We start from the raw sequence: 17,556 nt of genomic DNA, 5'->3' as shown, positions 1-17,556 counted from the left end.
CTGATCGGCGGCACGGGTCAGTGTCGCTCCGGATCGAACTCCATCACCTGCGTCAGCCGGATGTTGTTGCCCGACTGGTCCCGGAACGATGTGTCGATCCCATACGGCTGGACCGTCGGCGGATCGTTGAACTCGACGCCACGGGCGGACAGTTCGTCATACGCGGCCTTGCAGTCGTCGGTCTCCAGGAACAGCGTGCCGCCCGCGCCCTTGGCCACCAGATCCGACAGCTGCGCACTGCTCGCCTCGTCCAGCATCGGCTGCCCCGGTATCGGCATCAGCACCAGCGCCGGACCGTCCCCGCCAGGCGGGCCGACGCACAGCCAGCGGAAGCTCCACGCCTCCATCAGCACGTCCGCCCGGACCTCCCAGCCGAGTTTGCCGGTGTAGAAGGCCAGCGCCTCGTCCTGGTCGTGCACCCAGAACTGCGCATTGGCGATCTTGATCGTCGTCATGGTCGCTCCTCGGTCGGTTGCCTGGATCCGACGCTAGGCAGCGGGCGACGCCGTGTCTTCTCGAAACGTGCGGTTCTGGGGACGTCCGTACGCCATCGCCACACAGCGCGGGATCCGCACATGCCGTGCGGCGGGCGGATGGGCCGCACGGTAGGCCTGCGGAGTCATCCCGTACATCCTGCGGAAACTCGTCGTGAACGAACCGATGCTCCGCACCCCCACAGCGACGCCGACGGCGGCCACCGTCCAGTCGGTCGCCAGCAGCAGGGCGGCCGCCCGCTCCAGACGACGGGTCAGCAGGTACTGGTGCGGCGACTCGCCGAACGCGGCCTTGAAGCAGCGGCTGAAGTGGGCCGGGGACAGCGCCGCGGCCGCGGCCATGTCGGCCACAGTGAGCGCCTCGGAGTAGCGGGCGTCCACGAGATCCCTGGCGCGGAGCAGATGACGAGCGATCGGAACTTGGGCCACGGGACCATTGTGGTACGGCCACGAATGGCTGTCGGCATGTTGCCGACGACGATCACCGCTGGGCATATTGAGACCCCGCCCTCCCGGGTGATCTCCCCTAAGTTTCTCTTCTGGTCGCCGCGGATTTGAGTGATGAAGAATCCCTAAGGTGCTCCACGGGGCGATTTTCAGCTCGTGCGGATAAGGAGAAATCCATGCAGAGCGCGCGGTTCAATGCTTCCGGTAATGCGGCGGCGAAAGTTTCCTATACGGCCCGCCGCCTTGTCGAGCTGGGCCACGGAAGCACCGGCACACTGGGCCTGAGCAGGCAGGATGCCTGCCCACGGGCAGGTGACCTGGTGCTGTGCCGGGTGACCGAAATAGGCCAGCACAAATCCCTCGGACAAGCACTCGGAAAGCGCAATCGGCTGTTCGTCGGCGACACGATAGTGGTCGCCTATGGCGCACGCTACGCCCCCGATCAATTCGAGGCGGAAGTGCCCGGCGACCTCGGCCCCTGTGACCTGGCGGCCGGAGGCGGCATAGCCGGGCGGGTCGTCTCCTCACACGCCAGAATGAACCCTCCCACCCGGCTGCAGCCCCTTGGTCTGGTCACCGACGAGCACGGCGCGGTCATCAACCTCGCCCGCCTGGCCCGTCCCGTCGTGCCGGCCCTCGCACCGCGCCCGCGCACCATCGCCGTACTCGGCACCTCGATGAACGCGGGCAAGACGACCGTGGCCGCCGCTCTCATACGCGGCCTCAGCCTGGCCGGCCGCCGGGTCGGCGCAGCAAAGGTGACCGGCACCGGTGCGCCCGGGGATCCGACGCTGATGGCCGACGCGGGCGCGTCACGGGTCATCGACTTCACCGACCTGGGTTTTCCCACCACCTACCAGCTGCCGATGCCGCAGGTGATCCGCATTCTGCGCAGCGCGATCACGGATCTGACGAGCCACCAGGCAGACGCCATAGTGCTGGAAGTCGCGGACGGGATCCTGCAACGGGAGACGGCAGCGCTGATGCGGACGCCGGAATTCCGCGCCGATGTGGACGGCATCGTGTTCGCGGCCGGTGACTCGGTCAGCGCGGTGGCGGGGGTACGGCTGCTGCGTGAGGAGGGGCTTCCCGTCATGGCCCTCAGCGGAGTGCTGACGGCCTCCCCGCTGGCCATGGCCGAAGCGGTGGCCGGCGTGGACATCCCCGTGTTCGAACCGGCTGTCCTGGCCGACCCGTTGGTCGCCGGCCAGATTCTCGCGGGCGCCATCGCGGGCGGGAGCCCCGTAACGGACGAGAGCGGCCGGACGGAGGACGGCACCCGACTGACGGACCGCACGGCGGACTACACCGCACTGTCGCAGGACCACAGTCGGCTGACGGACCGCAGCGGCCCTCTGACGGCCGAATCAGTGGCTTGACCACGGCAGGACGGCAGCGCGTCCGGATGCCGCACACGCTCGGCGGTGTGCGGCGCCGGCTCATGCTCCTCTTGGTCCTCGCGGGGTTCGGGCAGGCGGTCTGCGTGGTCGCCTTCGCCCTCCTGGTGCATGGCGCGGCCTACCGCATCACGCACGGCGGGGAGATCGCGTACGGCCACGACCGCAGCGCCATCTACACGCACGTCGCCGGTTACCCGCCCGGCACACTCGCCGCCGGACTCCTCACCTCGGCCTGCGCGACCGTACTTCTCAGGGCGGCAGGCGAACCGCTCGCCGAACGGCTGGCCCAGAGCTACGTACACAGCGTCAGAATGCGTCTCTTCGACCACGTCGCCGGAAGCGAGGCATGGGCCCCGGACCGGCGCACGGTCGGCGTCACCGTACTCCGGTTCACCGGCGACGCATCCGCCCTCCGGCTGTGGATCAGCAAGGGCGTGGCACCGCTGCTGGTGGACGGGGTGTTCCTGGCGTGCGCGCTCGTCGCCCTGGCCGTCATCGCGCCGAGGATCGGTGCGCTCTCGGCGGCGATGATCCTCCTTGCCGCGGCCACCGTCGCGCTGTTCGGGCGACGGTTGCGCGACCGCGTGCGCGAGACCAGACGGCACAACGGCCGGCTCGCCGCCTTCGTCAACGAACGGGTCACGCACACGGCCGTCATCCAGTCCCTCGGACGGATCGAGCAGGAGCGCCGGGTGATGCGGCGGCGCAGCCGTGAGTACGGTCGCGCCATGGTGCGCCAGGCCCGGCTCACCGGAGTGATGTCGGCGACGGCCGAGGCGTGCGGCATCGGGATCCTGCTGATCGTGGTCACCGCGGGCCTGGTGGCGGGCACCAGCTGGGAGGTCCTCGCCTCGCTGCTGACGGTGGCGAACTTCCTCGGCGCGCCCCTGGCCTCGCTGGTCCGTGTGCAGGAGCACTGGCAGCAGTCGCGCGTCGCACGCCGTCGCATAGCCGAGATCCTCGCGGCACCGGCCCCGCTGCGCAGACCCCGCCGCGCCGAGCCCCTCGCGGAAGGGCCCGGGCGCCTGGAACTCGTAGGACTGCGCGTGTACGGCGTCCTGGACGCGTCGGCCGTCGCCACGCCGGGGCAGCGGATCGTACTGCAGGGCCCTCCGGGCGCGGGAAAGTCGCTGCTGCTCCGCCTCATCGCGCGACTGCAGGAGCCGGACGCCGGCACGGTCCTCCTCGACGGCCAGGACCTCGCCCGGCACGACCCCGAATCCGTACGGCGCATGATCAGGCTGACCAGCCCCGAACTGCCGCTGCTCCGCGGCAGCGTGGGCAAGAACCTGCGGCACGGCGAATCACCGGACGCGACCTCGGAGCCGGACGAGGACCACATCGAGGCCCTCGCCGACCTGCTTCCCGAAGGCCTGCGCACCCGCGTGGGTGAAGGCGGACACGGCCTCTCCACGACCGCGCGCTACCAGGTGGCGATGGTACGGGCCCTGCGCAGCGGCCCCCGGGTCCTCCTACTGGACGAGGCCAAGCCGCACAAGACGCTCGGTTCCGACCTGCTGGAACGCCTGCTCGACCGATACCCGGGCACCGTCATCTACGTCACCGACGAACCCAGACTCGCCGCACGCGCGGACGCCCTGTGGCAAATCGACGACGGCAGACTCACGGTCCATGAGCCGGAGGGCACGGGCACGAGGTCAGGACGGGAGTGAGGCGGTGTCGTCCCGCCGGGCTCCACCGATGACTTCTTGTGAGCTGCGGGGTCAGTAGGTCTATGACTGATGTGAACTGGAACCCCGTATCCGCCACTCCCCGCCCGCTTGGCCGCAGCGGTACGAGACGCTCGGCCGGCCGTTCCGCTCGTGAACTCAATCCCAACGGCCGTCGCGGCGGGGCGACTTGATACCAGACTTGCTCTTGTTTCATCCGGAAGTCAGCCCTCGCAACAGGGTGATGACCAACGCCGTACAGGCCGGCCTTCTGCCTCACCGTCCTGGCGGATGCCTGCCTCGACACCGACCCCGAGGTGCACACGATGCTCACCGAAAAGCTGTTCCCGCAGCGGGCGGTGTCACCGCGACCCTTCGACAGCCGAAGTCGGATCAGGCCAAGCGGCCCGCCGGGAACAGCCGGGCGGGCCGGCAGGTTGCCTCGACCAAGACATACATATATCCGCAGGAGGACTGTTTCATGACTGACCGCCCCTTGACTCTCATGGCAGTACACGCCCACCCCGACGACGAGGCCACCGGAACCGGAGGTGTCCTCGCGCGGTACGCGGCGGAAGGCATACGCACGGTCCTCGTGACGTGTACCGACGGCGGTTGCGGTGACGGACCGGGGGGTGTCAAGCCGGGCGATCCCGGACATGATCCGGCGTCCGTCGCCTTGATGCGCCGTCAAGAACTCAAGGCGAGCTGTGACGCCCTGAAGATCAGCGATCTGGAGATGCTGGACTATGCCGACTCCGGGATGATGGGCTGGCCGACCAACGACGCCCCCGGATCCTTCTGGCAGACCCCCGTCGAGGAAGGCGCCGCCCGACTCGCGGAACTCATGCGGCACTACCGACCCGATGTGGTCGTCACCTACGACGAGAACGGCTTCTACGGCCACCCCGACCACATCCAGGCCCACCGCATCACGATGGCGGCGCTGGAGATGACCGCGCTGACACCGAAGGTGTACTGGACGACGATGCCCCACTCGATGATGCGGCGGTTCGGCGAGATCATGCGCGAGTTTCATGAGGACATGCCGGAGCCGGATCCTGCGGAGGCCGCCGCGCTGGCCGAGATCGGCCTCCCCGACGATGAGATCAGCACGTGGGTGGACACCACCGCATTCAGCGATCAGAAGTTCGACGCCCTGGCCGCGCACGCCAGTCAGGGCGAGAACATCTTCTTCCTCAAGATGGGCAAGGAGAGGTTCGGCGAGCTGATGGGCATGGAGACCTTCGTACGCGTCAAGGACACCACCGGCGCACCCCTCCCCGAGAACGATCTCTTCGCCGGCCTGCGCTGATCCCAACCCCGGCGGTCTGCTCCGATCAGGACAGACCGCCGGGGAAGCGACACGAAGCTGAGGCCCCGATGACCCGATCAGTTGTCGTGCTGCCCGTTCTCGTGGTGCCCGTTGTCGTGGTACCCACTGTCGTGGTAGCCGCTGTCATGGAAGCCATCGGTGCCACCACTGTCAGACACACCGCCCTGTGAAACCGCAGGCGTCCTGTGCGAGTCCCACGGCATGGGAGCGGCCATGGCACCCGGGCCGAGGACGCTGCACGCTGCTGCGACCAGGATTACGGCGGCGACTGAACGCTTACGCAAACGCATCTGCTCTCCCTCATGGACTGACAGGATCGAGAGGCCTACGGTGTCGCGTGCACGTGGGCAGAAACCTTGCGTAAACCTTGCTCCGCTGGTCAGCGAGAGGGGGGTCGTGAAGTTGGGCGTCAGGAGCCCGCCGACGGCGGTTGCGGTCGGTGGGGACCACCGCTGTGGCCGGACTGCACGGTGCGGGGGTTTCGGGAAGACCACGCTCGCGGAGATGGTCTGGGCCGAAGAGGACCCCGGCCGTGTGGCGGCCGGGGTCCCTCTGCCTCGTGCAGGTGTCGGCTCAGCCGCAGCAGTCGCAGCCGGGGCGGCGGCCGCAGGCGTCTACCTCTTCCGCGATGCTCTCCACTCACCTCCAGTCGGCGATCGAGAAGCTGCCGCCCGCGGGTCGGACAACCGTGGCGGTCAGTTCCCTCACGCGGTCGGCAGGTGTCGGAACGCCCGGGGCCTGGAAGATCCATTCCATCGTCTTGTCCAAGCTCACGTCCTTGGGCACTTCCCCGAAGTAGGGCTTGCAGTAGACGGGCGTGCCTGGTTCGCTGCGCCAGCTGTCGGCGAGCGTGCCGATGTCCACCGCGTCGTAGCCGAGGAGGTCGAGCAACTCCACGACCTCCGCCTTGGCGGCGGCATCGTCGCCGGCGATCGGCATGGCACTGTGGTCCGGCGCACCCGAGGGGCGGGCAAGGCTGAACAGCTGGCTGGAGACGATGTTGTTGGCCGCCTTGACCACACGGGAGTCGGCCAGGTGGCGCTGCACCAGCTCGCTGGACGTCAGCTCGTTCGCGTCCAGCTCGGCGATGCGGCCGTCGCGCTCCGGGTAGTAGTTCAGCGTGTCGATCACGATCTTGCCCGCCAGCGGCTGGGCCGGGATCTTCTCGTAGGCGCTCAGCGGGATGGACACCACCACCAGGTCCCCGGCCTCGGCGGCCTCGGCGGGAGTGGCCGCCCGGGCGCGGGGGCCGAGATCGGCGAGGGACTCGGGGCCGCGGGAGTTGCTCAGGACGACGTCCAGGCCTGCGGCGACAGCAAGGCGGGCCAAGATGCCGCCGACGTTGCCACTGCCGATGAAGCCGAGTGTCTTGCTCATGGTGCTCTGTTCTCCAATGGGATGAGGAAACGCCGGACCGGCCACAGCCACGAACCGTAACCGGACCGGCTGGTCACTTTAACTAAACGGACCGCCCGGTCATGTTGCGTAGAGTGGACCCATGAGCACTGAAGAAGAAGCTGTTGCAGCGCCGCCCGCGCGACGGATGAGAGCCGACGCGGTGCGGACGCGCAAGGCGCTGTTGAAGGCTGCCGCGGAGGTGTTCGCCGAGCACGGCGCGGAAGGGTCCATTGCACAGATCGCGGCACGGGCGGGGATCGGAAAGGGAACCGTCTTCCGGCATTTCCCCACCAAGGAGGACCTGTTCGCCGCGATCATCAGCGAGGAAATCGACGGGCTGGTGGCAGTGGGCCGCCAGCAGGCCGAGCAGGCCGACGCCGACGCCGCCCTGCTGCAGTTCATGAGCGCGGGCGTCGATCTCTACGCAAACAACCGGGCGCTCGCGGAGGCGCTACGTATGGTGGCGGATGTTCGGCATCCGGAGATACAGGCCGGACAGGAGCAGCTGATCGCAACAGCCGAGTCACTGGCGCGGCGGGCACAACGCGACGGCTCACTCCGTGCGGACCTGAACGGGCAGGACGTGATGCTGCTGATCTGCGGCGTGTACTACACCGCCGCACCCTTGCTGGCTGCCGATCCCTCGGCTTGGCGACGCTACCTGCGGCTCACCTTCGACGGCATGTGCGCCACCGGCACCGGGCCTCTACCCCCGGCGCTCTTCCACGACTCCTTGCTGCCGACGATCCGGTAAGGCCGACCGGCATGCGCCAGAAGTTCACCGACGCGCGGGCTGCCGCGGCTCCTACAGGCCTCCGCTCTGCGGTCTTCGGTCGGCACCCAGCCGACCGACGCTCCAGCTCGGGCCTCGTGGGCTCCTCGGCGAACGTTCCGTACGCCGAGGGCCCACGCGTCCGGAGCTGGGGAGGATTGTCGGTCCATGGATATGTGATCCTCTCCCGCCCCCGCCGATACACCCCCATAGTCGAGACTGCCGGGCGCGCCCGGCCCCTGCGGCGAGGGAGGGAATCGCCGCGGTCAACGGCGCCTACGACCAGATCAGCACGGTCGTGGCGCTGTGGGCGCACATCATGGACGACCATGAACTGGACCGTCTCGGCGAATGCCTCACCGAAGACGCGGTGTGGGACGGCAGCGTCTTCGGCGGCGACCCGGTTGTCGGGCTGGACGCGATCGCGGCCTTCATGAACACTCCCGGACACGCGAAAGCCCACCACACGACGAACATCGTCGTGTCGGAAGGCCCGGGCGACGAGGCGCGGGCCCGCTCCAAAGGTCTGAGCCTGCTGGAGGGCGGCACTGTCGCCAGCGTCGTCTACGCCGACGACCTGCGACGCACCGATGACGGCTGGCGCATTTCCCGGCGGGTCATCCATCTCACGTGGCCACAGCGCTTCTAGGAGGCCGCTGATATCGCCGTTTCCTGGTCGCGTTGGGGTGCCTGAAGGGCCAGCTGTGGGGCTGGCCCCCGCATGCGGGGGTGTGGCGCCTCGGGACCTCAGGCGGTGGTGAGGGGCCATCCTTCGGCGTAGTCCAGGCCGCGGTTGGTGAGGTTGCGCAGGTTGAGGGTGGCGGTGCGGCGTTTGAGCCAGGCGTTGTTGCGGTCTGTGCCGCGGTAGCGCAGTTTGAGGCGGTGTCGCCTCGGCTGGCGACCTGGGAGACGACGCGTTCGATGTCGGGCCGGTGCCGACGGTAGTCCGCGCGGAGGTCTGGGTTGTTCTTCCAGTGAGGTGTCTGTTGCATAGCGTCACCACCTGTGGCAGTTGACTGACTTTCAGGAGAGCAGAAGGCCGGTACGCGCGGTTCGCCGGCGAGCCGTCCGTTCAGGAGCTGGGGGTTTTCCGCCTGGACGTGGTGGCCTTGGAACAGGCCCGGCCAAGCGCCGGTCTCATAACCTGCTGGGCTGGGCGGTGCAGTGGGCCACCGCCCAGATGCTGGGCACCTTCTTGTCGGCGCCGGCCGACGTGCCGCCGGGGGTGGCGGCGCTCGTCGCGGAGCAGCTGGAGACGGGGGCGAGACACGAGGGCCTCCGACGGGTCACCGCGTCAGCCCCCGTCCCTGCTCACAGGCAAATTGCGCGGTTCAGGCGGACAAGGTATTCCGCGTCTGGTTGCACGCCTGCCCCGAAGCGTTCCTGGACCACGGCGAACCCGAGGTCGCGCCGCTTCGGTGATCGTGCCGCGTCGGCCGTCGCCAGTGCGTCCGGCAGCTCCTGACGGGTGAGATCCGTGCAGTAGGCGGGTGTGCCGGGCTGTTGCCGCCAGGATTGCGCGAGCGGCCCCGCATCAAAGGCGTCGAACCCGGTGTCCTCAACAAGTGCCATTGCCAGGTCACGCTCTCGCGGACTGTCGGCCGCGACGGGGAGCGAGATGCGGTCCGCACTTCCCGCTGGCTTGTTCCTGTGCGCGAACGACTCGGCTCCGATCGAGTTCCACGCCTTGACGATGGGTCGGCCCAGCTGCTTGGCGGCCCACACGCTCTCGGCCTGGCCGGCCTCGATCGCCGCGATTCCGTTGTCCCGGTGCGGGATGTAGTTCGACGTGTCAATGACAACCGTGTCAGTCGGCACCTTGGTAATCAGTGGTGCGACCTGCGGAATGCGGGTGAAGGGAATGGAGAGGATCACGGCGTCGACGTCCGCTACGGCTTCCGGCGCGGTCACCGCGCGTCCGCCCGAGGCCAGTACGTCCGCCTCGATCGTCTCCGGGCCGCGCGAATTGGCCACCTTCACCTCGTGCCCGGCCGCGCTCAACCGCCTGGTCAACGTCTTGCCGATGTTCCCGGTGCCGAGAATGCCGATCTTCATGGTGAAACTCCTTGTCCGGAACGGAACCCCGGTTTCGGTGACCGGGGTTCCGGGCCTTGGTCCTGCGGCGCGACCGGGGCTGCGGCGGACCGCGGACGCGGTGGTGTAGGTGGGTGATGGCGGCCTTGCCGAAGTGAGCGCCGTTCTTCGTGTTCGTCGTGTGTGCTCGTGGCGTGCCGGCGCTGCCGCTCTCGTGCCGTTGCGTGCACGAGAGCCGCGTCGGGTGACTCAGCGGTGGGCGGCGCGGTTCATCTCGACGACGTCGTCGACGGTGGGATTGGCACCGAGGGCGGCGAAGCGTTCCGGGAGGCTGTCGCGGACGCGCGCGTCCTTGGCGCGGTCGGCCGCGGCCAGGGCCGCCGGCAGCTCGTCGAGGGTCAGTTCGGTGCAGTAGGCGGGGCCGTTGGGCTGCTGGCGCCAGGAGTCGGCCAGGGTGCCGGCGTCGTAGGGGTCGAAGCCGGTGTCGTCCACGAGCTGCATGGCCACCTTCCGCGCCTCGTCGGAGTCGCCGGCGACGGGGATGGCGAGGCGGCCGGGTGTTCCGGCCGGAACACCCTTGGTCCGCTGGGTCTCGGCCAGGGCAGCGTTCCACGCCTTGACCACGGGGCGGCCGAGCAGCTCGGCGGTGTACACGCTCTCCACCTGGCCGTTGTCCACCGCCTCGATCGGCTCGCTGAGCATGCCGGGGTAGTAGTTCGAGGTGTCGATGACCACCGTCTCGTCGGGCACCGACGCGAACAGGTCCGCCAGCTGGCCCGCCACCCCGAACGGGATCGACAGGATGATGACGTCCCGGCCCTGGACGGCGGCGTCGGAGAGGTCCGTCGCACGGGCCCCGGACTCCAGCACCTCCGCCCGGACGGCCTCGGGGCCGCGGGCGTCGGCCACCTGGACGTCGTGACCGGCCGTGCTGAGCTTGGCAGCGAGGTTCCCGCCGATGGCACCGGCACCTATGACAGTAATTTTCATGATTTGTTCCTTGAGGGGTTGTGCCGCCTTTGAGGGCAGCACGATGTGACGGCCGGGTGGTGGTGCCACCCGGCATTGCGGGGGCGGCGGGGGTGTCTGGCGTTTTACGCCTGGGTGTCCCGCTGGCGGTAGCCGCTCGCGATGAGCGTGCGGAGCCGGTCGAGCGACTCCTCCTCGGTGCCGGTGCCCTTGATCCAGGCGATGGAGCAGGCCGCGAGGAACAGGTCGTGCCCGCGCACCGACGCGCGCACGCGCCCCGCGAGCTGCGCGGCTTGCACGTACTGATCGGTGGCGGAGATGAGGATGTCGCAGGGGATGGTGAGCGGGTTGTCCGGCTCCTGCGCCCTGGCCGCAGCCATGAGCGGGTCCGGCAGCCCGCTGAAGGCGCTGAAGTACTCCTCCATCGCGCGCAGCCACTGCGCCAGCGCCTCGGCAGGGTCGCCGAGCTGATCGATGTCCGCCTGGCGGGCTACCAGCTCCTGCGAGCGGGTCTGCAGCACGGCCGCCAGCAGCGCCTCCCGGGTGGGGAAGTGCCGGTACAGGGTGCCGGGCCCGACGCCCGCCTCCTTGGCCACCGCCTCGAGGGAGGTGCCGACCCCGTGCCGCAGGAAGTGACGCTGCGCGGTCTCCAGGAGCGCGGCGCGGTTGCGCTGGACGTCCGCGCGCGGCTTGCGTCCTCGCTGTTCAACGGCGCTCATGCGCCCTCCTGCCTGCCGTAATCCTGCGGCCACATCAAAAAACGGATGCTGCCTCCGTACTCTTTCGAGAGTAAAGCGGAGGCAGCGTCCGGTCAAATGGAACGGCCTGAGCGCGGAGCCCGGACCTCGCAGGGGGCCGACATGTCTGGCCGTGGAACGCAGGGCAAAAGCCGTGCGGCTGCACCATTCCAGAGTGCCCTTGTCCGACTCCTCCCGTGCCGAGCCCGGCCCGGTCCCGGGTCCAGGACGTCAGGGGGTGAGCTGTTGGTGTCCGATGACGGAGAGGAGTTCGAGTTTGCTGTGGCTCTCGGTGCCGGGGCGGGTGGTCAGCACCACCAGGGTCTGGGCGCGGTTCTCGGTGTACAGGAGCTGGGCGTCGACGTCGATGCGGCCGAGTTCGGGATGGAGGATGGTCTTGCAGTCGCCGTAGCGGGCGACCTCCTGCAGTTCCCACATGCGGACGAACTCGGGGCTGTGTTCCTGGAGTTCGGCGAGGATCCGGGCGGCTCGGGGGGTGTCGCTGCCGGCGTCAGCGCGGCCCGCAGGCGTGCCGCCTGGGCGCGGCCGTGGCGTTCGTGGGTCTCACACTGCGGCGCCACCTTGGCGTGCCGGATCAGTACGGACTCGACCCGCGCCTGGCGTCCAACTCCTGAGCCCGCGTGCAGTCTGCGTTTGATCATTAACCTCGCTGCTGTTTCAGGCGCACGAGCCTCGTGACGCCCCATCAGAAGCAGCGTCGAACGAGCGTCAAGACACGTCCCCCACCGCCCCCTCACGAAGCCGAGGCAGAGCGTTCATCGCCCGCACCCCGCTGTTCGAAGCAGCAGGTGAGAGGCATGTGACACGAGCCTGCGGCGCACTCCACGCGATGGACTGAAGGGAAAGGGGAACAGGTCGGGCACACCTCGACGCACCTGAGCAGTCCAAGAAAACCGCAGGTCAGAGCGCCTTTGAAGCCGGTTCGAGAATCGCCACACACTCCACATGCGAAGTCATCGGAAACAGATCAAACGCCCGCAACATCCGCACCCGATACCCCCCCTCCCGGAAGTACCCCAAGTCCCGCGCCAGCGCCGCCGGATCGCACGCCACGTAGGCGATACGACGCGCGCCGAGCGAGGACAGGTGCTCGACCGTCTTCCGGCCCGCTCCTGCCCGAGGCGGGTCGAGGACGATCAGGTCGACCTCGGTGATACCCGTGCGTGGCAGGACAGACTCGACCTTGCCCTGCTCGATGCGGACGCGGGGGAAGTCGGCGAGGTTGTGGCGGGCGTCTTCGACGGCCCGCTTGCCGGATTCGATGCCGAGCACCGCGCCCTTCTCGCCGAGCCGGTCGGCGAGCGCGCCGGCGAAGAGGCCGACGCCGCAGTAGAGGTCGAGCGCCATCTCGCCCTTGCGCGGGAGCAGCCCCTGCATGACCGCCGTCACGAGCGTGTCCGCGGCCTTCGGGTGGACCTGCCAGAAGCCGCCGTTGCCGACGCGGTACGTGCGGCCGTCGGCGCGTTCGCGGACGAAGGGGCGGCCGTGGACGCGGTGGACGCCGCCGTCCTTCTCCTCCACGCGCAGCACTGACACCGGCTTGTCCAGCTCGACGAGCGGCAGCCGCGCGCCCGGCCTCGGCGTCAGGATGACCTGGCGGTCCTGCGACCCCGTCGCAGCGATCGCCTCGACGGACTCCATGCCCGTCCAGTCACGCTTCTCGATGCCCAGCTCGCTGACACCCTCGGCCGCGATCATGCAGTGGTCGATCGGCTCCACCTCGTGCGAGCGGTGCCGGCGCAGACCGGCCCGTCCCGTCTCGGCGTCCACGGCGTACTGCACCCGCGTCCGCCACGCCGGGACCTGACCGGCGGGCAGCTTGTCGCCCTCGGCCGGCATGACCGTGCCGTCCCAGCCGGCCTCCTCGGGCGTCAGCCCCGCAAGCCGCTGCAACTGCTCGGCGATGACCTCGCCCTTCATCCGCCGCTGGGCGCCGGGCTTGGCGTGCTGCCAGTCGCAGCCGCCGCAGCGCCCCGGACCTGCGTAGGGACAGGGCGCCTCGACCCGGTCCTTGGAGGCGGACAGCACCTCCACCGCGTCCGCGCGCAGGAAACGGGAGCCTTCCTCGCCCTCGGTCACCCGCGCCACGACCCGCTCACCGGGCAGCGTGTGCCGGACGAACAGCACCTGCCCCGACTCCGTACGGGCGATGCAGTGCCCGCCGTGTGCGACGGGCCCGATCTCGACCTCGTACTCCTCCCCGACCAGCGACTTCTTCGGTTCTGCCTGCATGGCGGGGTGACTCCACAACGTCAAAGGAAAAGGGAAAAGGGAAAACGGGCGATCGAGGGGAACAGCGGGACAACAGCCCACCAGTCTACGTGCTCAGCCGCACGTCACTCCTTCCCGCTCGGCTCCTTCGCGCTCGGCTCCTTCGCCCGCTGCTCCGCCGGACCACGCCGCACCGACCCCGGCGCGTTCCACTCCTGCCGCTTCCGTGCCCGCTTCCTCGCGAGCTCGGACGACTCCAGCTGGTAGGGCACCGAGGTCACCATGACACCCGGCGTGAACAGCAGCCGGCCCTTCAGCCGCAGCGCGCTCTGGTTGTGGAGCAGATGCTCGTACCAGTGGCCGACGACGTACTCGGGGATGATCACCGACACGGCGTCGCGCGGCGACTCCCGGCGCACGTTCTTGACGTACTCGATGATCGGCCGGGTGATCTCCCGGTACGGCGAGTCCAGCACCTTCAGCGGTACGTCGATCCCACGCCGTTCCCACTCCGCGCGCAGCGCCTTGGTCTCGGCCGGGTCGACGTTGACGCTGAGCGCCTCGAGGGTGTCCGAGCGCATCAGCTTGGCGTAGGCCAGGGCCCGCAGGGTGGGGCGGTGGATCTTGGAGATCAGGACGACGGAGTGCACGCGGGACGGTCGTACGCTGTCGTCGCTCGGGCCCTCGGGGGCGGCGAGTTCCTCGGAGACGTGGTCGTAGTGGCGGCGGATGGCCGTCATCGTGACGTAGAAGATCACCATGCCGAGCAGCGCGACCCAGGCGCCGTGGGTGAACTTGGTGACCAGGACGACCACCAGCACCAGTCCGGTGAAGAAGGCGCCGAAGGTGTTGATCGCGCGGGAGCGGATCATGTGGCGGCGCTTGGCAGGGTCCTTCTCGGTGGCCAGGTGGCGGTTCCAGTGGCGGACCATGCCGGTCTGGCTGAGCGTGAAGGAGACGAACACGCCGACGATGTAGAGCTGGATCAGCCGGGTCGAGTCGGCGCCGTACATCCACACCAGCAGCATGGCCGCGCCCGCCAGCAGCACGATGCCGTTCGAGAAGGCGAGCCGGTCGCCGCGGGTGTGCAGCTGGCGGGGCAGATAGCGGTCCTGGGCGAGGATCGAGCCGAGCACCGGGAAGCCGTTGTACGCGGTGTTGGCCGCGAGGAACAGCACCAGCGCCGTGGCCGTGGCAAGGATCACGAACAGGAAGCTGCCCTTGCCGAAGACGGCCTCGGCGACCTGGGTGATCACCGGGTTCTGCACGTAGTCGGCGCCGAGCGCGACACCGTTGTTGAGCAGGTCGACGGCCGGGTTCTCGGCCATGCGGACCTTGGTCGCCATGGCCAGACCGATGATCCCGCAGAACATGGTGACCGCGAGCAGGCCCATCATCGCCAGCGTGGTCGCCGCGTTCTTCGACTTGGGCTTGCGGAAGGCCGGGACACCGTTGGAGATCGCCTCGACACCGGTGAGCGCGGCACAGCCGGAGGAGAAGGCGCGCAGGAGCAGGAAGACCAGGGCGAAACCCGCCAGGCCCTGGTGCTCCGCCTTGATCTCGTACGACGCCGTCGGCGCCCGCATGGGGTCGTCCAGTACCAGCCCGCGGAACGCGCCCCACGCGATCATGATGAACACGCCCGCGACGAAGACGTACGTCGGGATCGCGAAGAGCTTGCCGGACTCCTTCACTCCGCGCAGGTTCATCAGTGTCAGCAGCACGATCACGGCGATCGCGCAGACCACCTTGTGCTCGACGACGAAGGGGATCGCGGAGCCGAGGTTCTCGATGCCGGACGAGATCGACACGGCGACGGTGAGGACGTAGTCGACGAGCAGCGCGCTCGCGACGGTCAGGCCCGCCTTGTTGCCGAGGTTGGTGTTGGCCACCTCGTAGTCGCCGCCGCCGCTCGGGTAGGCGTGCACGTTCTGCCGGTAGGAGGCGACCACGGTGAACATCAGCACGACGACCGCGACCGCGATCCAGGGGCTGAAGTGGTACGCCGACACGCCCGCGATCGAGAGGACCAGCAGCACCTCTCCGGGCGCGTACGCCACGGAGGACAGCGGGTCGGAGGCGAAGACGGGTAGGGCGATGCGCTTCGGCAGGAGTGTTTCCCCCAGCCGATCACTGCGCAGTGCGCGCCCGATCAGAATCCGTTTGGGCACGTCGGTCAGTTTGGACACAACAGAGGATCGTAGGCGTTCGAACGGGGGGCCGCCCACCTGCCACCCCACATCTGCTCACCGGGTGAAAACAGGGACCGGTGCGGGGGCGGTTTCCGCGGGCCGCCTGGCAGCTATGCCTATATGACAAAACGCGACTGATTCCCGCCCGATTCGCGTCTGTCTCCCGGCCGTTGCCGACCTCTGGAGGATCCATGCACAGCACCGCCCAGCTGATCGGCGCCGCGGCCGCTCTCGTCGGCCTCGGCATCCTGACCCTGGTCAGCGTCCGCAGCATCAGCCGCCGCTGACCCGCAGCGACCCGTGCACGGGGGTCCCCTCCGCCGACCGCGCGTGTGTAGCTTGGGCGGCGGTCTGAGACCCTGTTCAGACCAAGTCAACGACTCTTTGACAGCGGAAGGACGGTCGTGCACATCGTCATCATGGGCTGCGGCAGAGTGGGCTCCGCTCTCGCCCAGACCTTGGAGCAACAGGGGCACACGGTCGCCGTGATCGACCAGGACCCCACCGCCTTCCGACGGCTCGGCTCCTCGTTCGGTGGCCGCCGGGTCACCGGCGTCGGCTTCGACCAGGACACCCTGCGCGAGGCCGGCATCGAGGAGGCCGGCGCCTTCGCCGCCGTCTCCAGTGGCGACAACTCGAACATCATCGCCGCCCGCGTCGCGCGCGAGATGTTCGGCATCGAGAACGTCGCGGCCCGTATCTACGACCCCCGCCGCGCCGAGGTCTACCAGCGCCTCGGCATCCCGACTGTCGCGACCGTCCGCTGGACCGCCGACCAGATGCTGCGCCGTCTGCTCCCCTCGGGTGCCGAGCCGCTGTGGCGCGACCCCACCGGCGGTGTCCAGCTGGCCGAGGTGCACGCCTCGACCGCCTGGGTCGGTCACAAGATCAGCAAGCTGCAGGAGGAGACGGGCGTCCGCGTGGCGTTCCTGACCCGCCTCGGTGAGGCGATGCTGCCCTCCTCGCAGACGGTGCTGCAGGAGGGCGACCTGGTGCACGTGATGATGCGTGCCGACGAGGTCGACAAGGTCGAGGCGGCGTTCGCCAAGGGTCCCGAAGAGGAGGGCGGTCACTGATGAGGGTCGCCATTGCCGGTGCCGGTGCGGTGGGCCGCTCGATCGCGGGCGAACTGCTGGAGAACGGCCACGAGGTCCTGCTCATCGACAAGGCGCCGACCGCCATCTCGGTCGAGCGCGTCCCCCAGGCGGAGTGGCTGCTCGCCGACGCCTGCGAGATCACGTCCCTCGACGAGGCCGCGCTCCAGCGCTGCAACGTCGTGATCGCCGCGACCGGCGACGACAAGGTGAACCTGGTCGTCTCCCTGCTGGCGAAGACGGAGTACGGCGTCCCGCGCGTCGTCGCCCGGGTGAACAACCCGAAGAACGAGTGGCTCTTCAACGAGTCCTGGGGAGTCGACGTCGCCGTCTCCACGCCCCGCCTCATGTCCGCCCTCGTCGAGGAGGCGGTCAGCGTCGGCGACCTGGTCCGGCTGCTGCGCTTCAGCCACGGCGACGCCAACCTCGTCGAGCTGACCCTGCCGGAGGAGTCGGCCCTGGCCGGCACCCGGGTCGGCGATGTCGAGTGGCCCCAGGACACGTCCCTGGTCACCATCATCCGCGGCAACCGCGTCCTCACCCCGTCCCAGGAGGACTCCCTGGAAGCGGGCGACGAACTGCTCTTCGTGGCGGCCCAGGCCCGCGAGGAACAGCTGGAGGATCTGCTGTCGGTGCGGCGCGAGGACACGGTGAGCTGAGCCGTTCCAGGGTTACGACGACGGAGGGCGCCCCGCGATTCGCGGGGCGCCCAGCGGCGGCGTAGAAAACCCGGGGACGCGGGCCCGCGGAGGCCGCCCGCCCGGGGCACGGGGGGCGCCAG

The 17,556-nt window shown here is 69.0% G+C and carries 15 protein-coding genes and 3 pseudogenes; 9 read left to right on the top strand and 9 right to left on the bottom strand.

The window, feature by feature from the left end; all coding sequences use genetic code 11:
* Positions 1–17 precede the first annotated feature (17 nt).
* Together AB0I98_RS33855 and AB0I98_RS33850 are read right to left on the bottom strand one after the other, a co-directional pair.
* Positions 18–455 carry a VOC family protein gene (locus AB0I98_RS33855; RefSeq protein WP_362948601.1) on the bottom strand — a complete coding sequence of 146 codons (438 nt, stop codon included), beginning with the start codon at positions 453–455 and terminating at the stop codon, positions 18–20.
* 33 nt (positions 456–488) lie between these two features.
* Positions 489–923, bottom strand: a complete 435-nt coding sequence (locus tag AB0I98_RS33850) for an AraC family transcriptional regulator (RefSeq protein ID WP_362948599.1) — start codon at positions 921–923, stop codon at positions 489–491.
* Between the two features lie 194 nt (positions 924–1,117).
* On the opposite strand from AB0I98_RS33850, the gene AB0I98_RS33845 reads away from it, so the two are divergent.
* The 4 genes and pseudogenes from AB0I98_RS33845 (at position 1,118) to AB0I98_RS33830 (ending at position 5,326) form a co-directional block, all read left to right on the top strand.
* Complete coding sequence (locus AB0I98_RS33845) at positions 1,118–2,320, top strand: DUF1611 domain-containing protein (protein WP_362948598.1); 1,203 nt, start codon at positions 1,118–1,120, stop codon at positions 2,318–2,320.
* Positions 2,317–4,014: an ABC transporter ATP-binding protein gene (locus AB0I98_RS33840; protein ID WP_362948597.1), complete on the top strand. Its 1,698-nt coding sequence runs from the start codon at positions 2,317–2,319 to the stop codon at positions 4,012–4,014. The genes AB0I98_RS33845 and AB0I98_RS33840 overlap by 4 nt, the downstream gene beginning before the upstream one ends.
* A gap of 266 nt (positions 4,015–4,280) precedes the next feature.
* Positions 4,281–4,370 (top strand): annotated as a pseudogene (locus AB0I98_RS33835) (cysteine hydrolase); the annotation flags it as partial.
* A 122-nt stretch (positions 4,371–4,492) separates the two neighbouring features.
* On the top strand, positions 4,493–5,326 hold the full coding sequence (locus AB0I98_RS33830) for a PIG-L family deacetylase (protein ID WP_362948595.1): 834 nt from the start codon (positions 4,493–4,495) through the stop codon (positions 5,324–5,326).
* 660 nt (positions 5,327–5,986) lie between these two features.
* Here AB0I98_RS33830 and AB0I98_RS33825 read toward each other — a convergent pair.
* Positions 5,987–6,724, bottom strand: a complete 738-nt coding sequence (locus AB0I98_RS33825; protein WP_362948593.1) for an NAD(P)-binding domain-containing protein — start codon at positions 6,722–6,724, stop codon at positions 5,987–5,989.
* 121 nt (positions 6,725–6,845) lie between these two features.
* On the opposite strand from AB0I98_RS33825, the gene AB0I98_RS33820 reads away from it, so the two are divergent.
* From AB0I98_RS33820 to AB0I98_RS33810, 3 genes and pseudogenes are all read left to right on the top strand, one after another.
* Positions 6,846–7,499 carry a helix-turn-helix domain-containing protein gene (locus AB0I98_RS33820; RefSeq protein ID WP_362948592.1) on the top strand — a complete coding sequence of 218 codons (654 nt, stop codon included), beginning with the start codon at positions 6,846–6,848 and terminating at the stop codon, positions 7,497–7,499.
* Between the two features lie 274 nt (positions 7,500–7,773).
* Entirely contained in the window at positions 7,774–8,166 is a 393-nt protein-coding gene (locus AB0I98_RS33815; protein ID WP_362948696.1) for a nuclear transport factor 2 family protein, read from the top strand.
* Between the two features lie 363 nt (positions 8,167–8,529).
* Positions 8,530–8,769 (top strand): annotated as a pseudogene (locus AB0I98_RS33810) (DUF4158 domain-containing protein); the annotation flags it as partial.
* A gap of 59 nt (positions 8,770–8,828) precedes the next feature.
* Here AB0I98_RS33810 and AB0I98_RS33805 read toward each other — a convergent pair.
* From AB0I98_RS33805 to AB0I98_RS33780, 6 genes and pseudogenes are all read right to left on the bottom strand, one after another.
* On the bottom strand, positions 8,829–9,572 hold the full coding sequence (locus AB0I98_RS33805; RefSeq protein WP_362948591.1) for an NADPH-dependent F420 reductase: 744 nt from the start codon (positions 9,570–9,572) through the stop codon (positions 8,829–8,831).
* Positions 9,573–9,800: 228 nt separating this feature from the next.
* On the bottom strand, positions 9,801–10,541 hold the full coding sequence (locus tag AB0I98_RS33800; protein WP_362948589.1) for an NAD(P)-binding domain-containing protein: 741 nt from the start codon (positions 10,539–10,541) through the stop codon (positions 9,801–9,803).
* Positions 10,542–10,645: 104 nt separating this feature from the next.
* Complete coding sequence (locus AB0I98_RS33795) at positions 10,646–11,239, bottom strand: TetR/AcrR family transcriptional regulator (RefSeq protein WP_362948587.1); 594 nt, start codon at positions 11,237–11,239, stop codon at positions 10,646–10,648.
* 249 nt (positions 11,240–11,488) lie between these two features.
* Positions 11,489–11,758, bottom strand: a pseudogene (locus AB0I98_RS33790) (transcriptional regulator); the annotation flags it as partial.
* 420 nt (positions 11,759–12,178) lie between these two features.
* The gene (locus AB0I98_RS33785; protein WP_362948585.1) at positions 12,179–13,510 is read right to left on the bottom strand and encodes a TRAM domain-containing protein; all 1,332 of its coding nucleotides are present in this window, start codon (positions 13,508–13,510) and stop codon (positions 12,179–12,181) included.
* A gap of 104 nt (positions 13,511–13,614) precedes the next feature.
* On the bottom strand, positions 13,615–15,678 hold the full coding sequence (locus AB0I98_RS33780; RefSeq protein WP_362948583.1) for an APC family permease: 2,064 nt from the start codon (positions 15,676–15,678) through the stop codon (positions 13,615–13,617).
* Between the two features lie 407 nt (positions 15,679–16,085).
* Between AB0I98_RS33780 and AB0I98_RS33775 the strand changes: the two genes are divergently transcribed.
* Both AB0I98_RS33775 and AB0I98_RS33770 read left to right on the top strand, forming a co-directional pair.
* Positions 16,086–16,757, top strand: coding sequence for a TrkA family potassium uptake protein (locus AB0I98_RS33775; RefSeq protein ID WP_362948581.1), 672 nt, complete (start codon positions 16,086–16,088; stop codon positions 16,755–16,757).
* Positions 16,757–17,434: a TrkA family potassium uptake protein gene (locus AB0I98_RS33770; protein ID WP_362948579.1), complete on the top strand. Its 678-nt coding sequence runs from the start codon at positions 16,757–16,759 to the stop codon at positions 17,432–17,434. The genes AB0I98_RS33775 and AB0I98_RS33770 overlap by 1 nt, the downstream gene beginning before the upstream one ends.
* Positions 17,435–17,556 lie beyond the last annotated feature (122 nt).

The organism is Streptomyces sp. NPDC050211 (assembly GCF_040656035.1).
Lineage (GTDB): Bacteria > Actinomycetota > Actinomycetes > Streptomycetales > Streptomycetaceae > Streptomyces.
The sequence above is the reverse complement of the archived record's forward strand: the minus strand, read 5'-3'. Positions and strand labels throughout refer to the sequence as shown.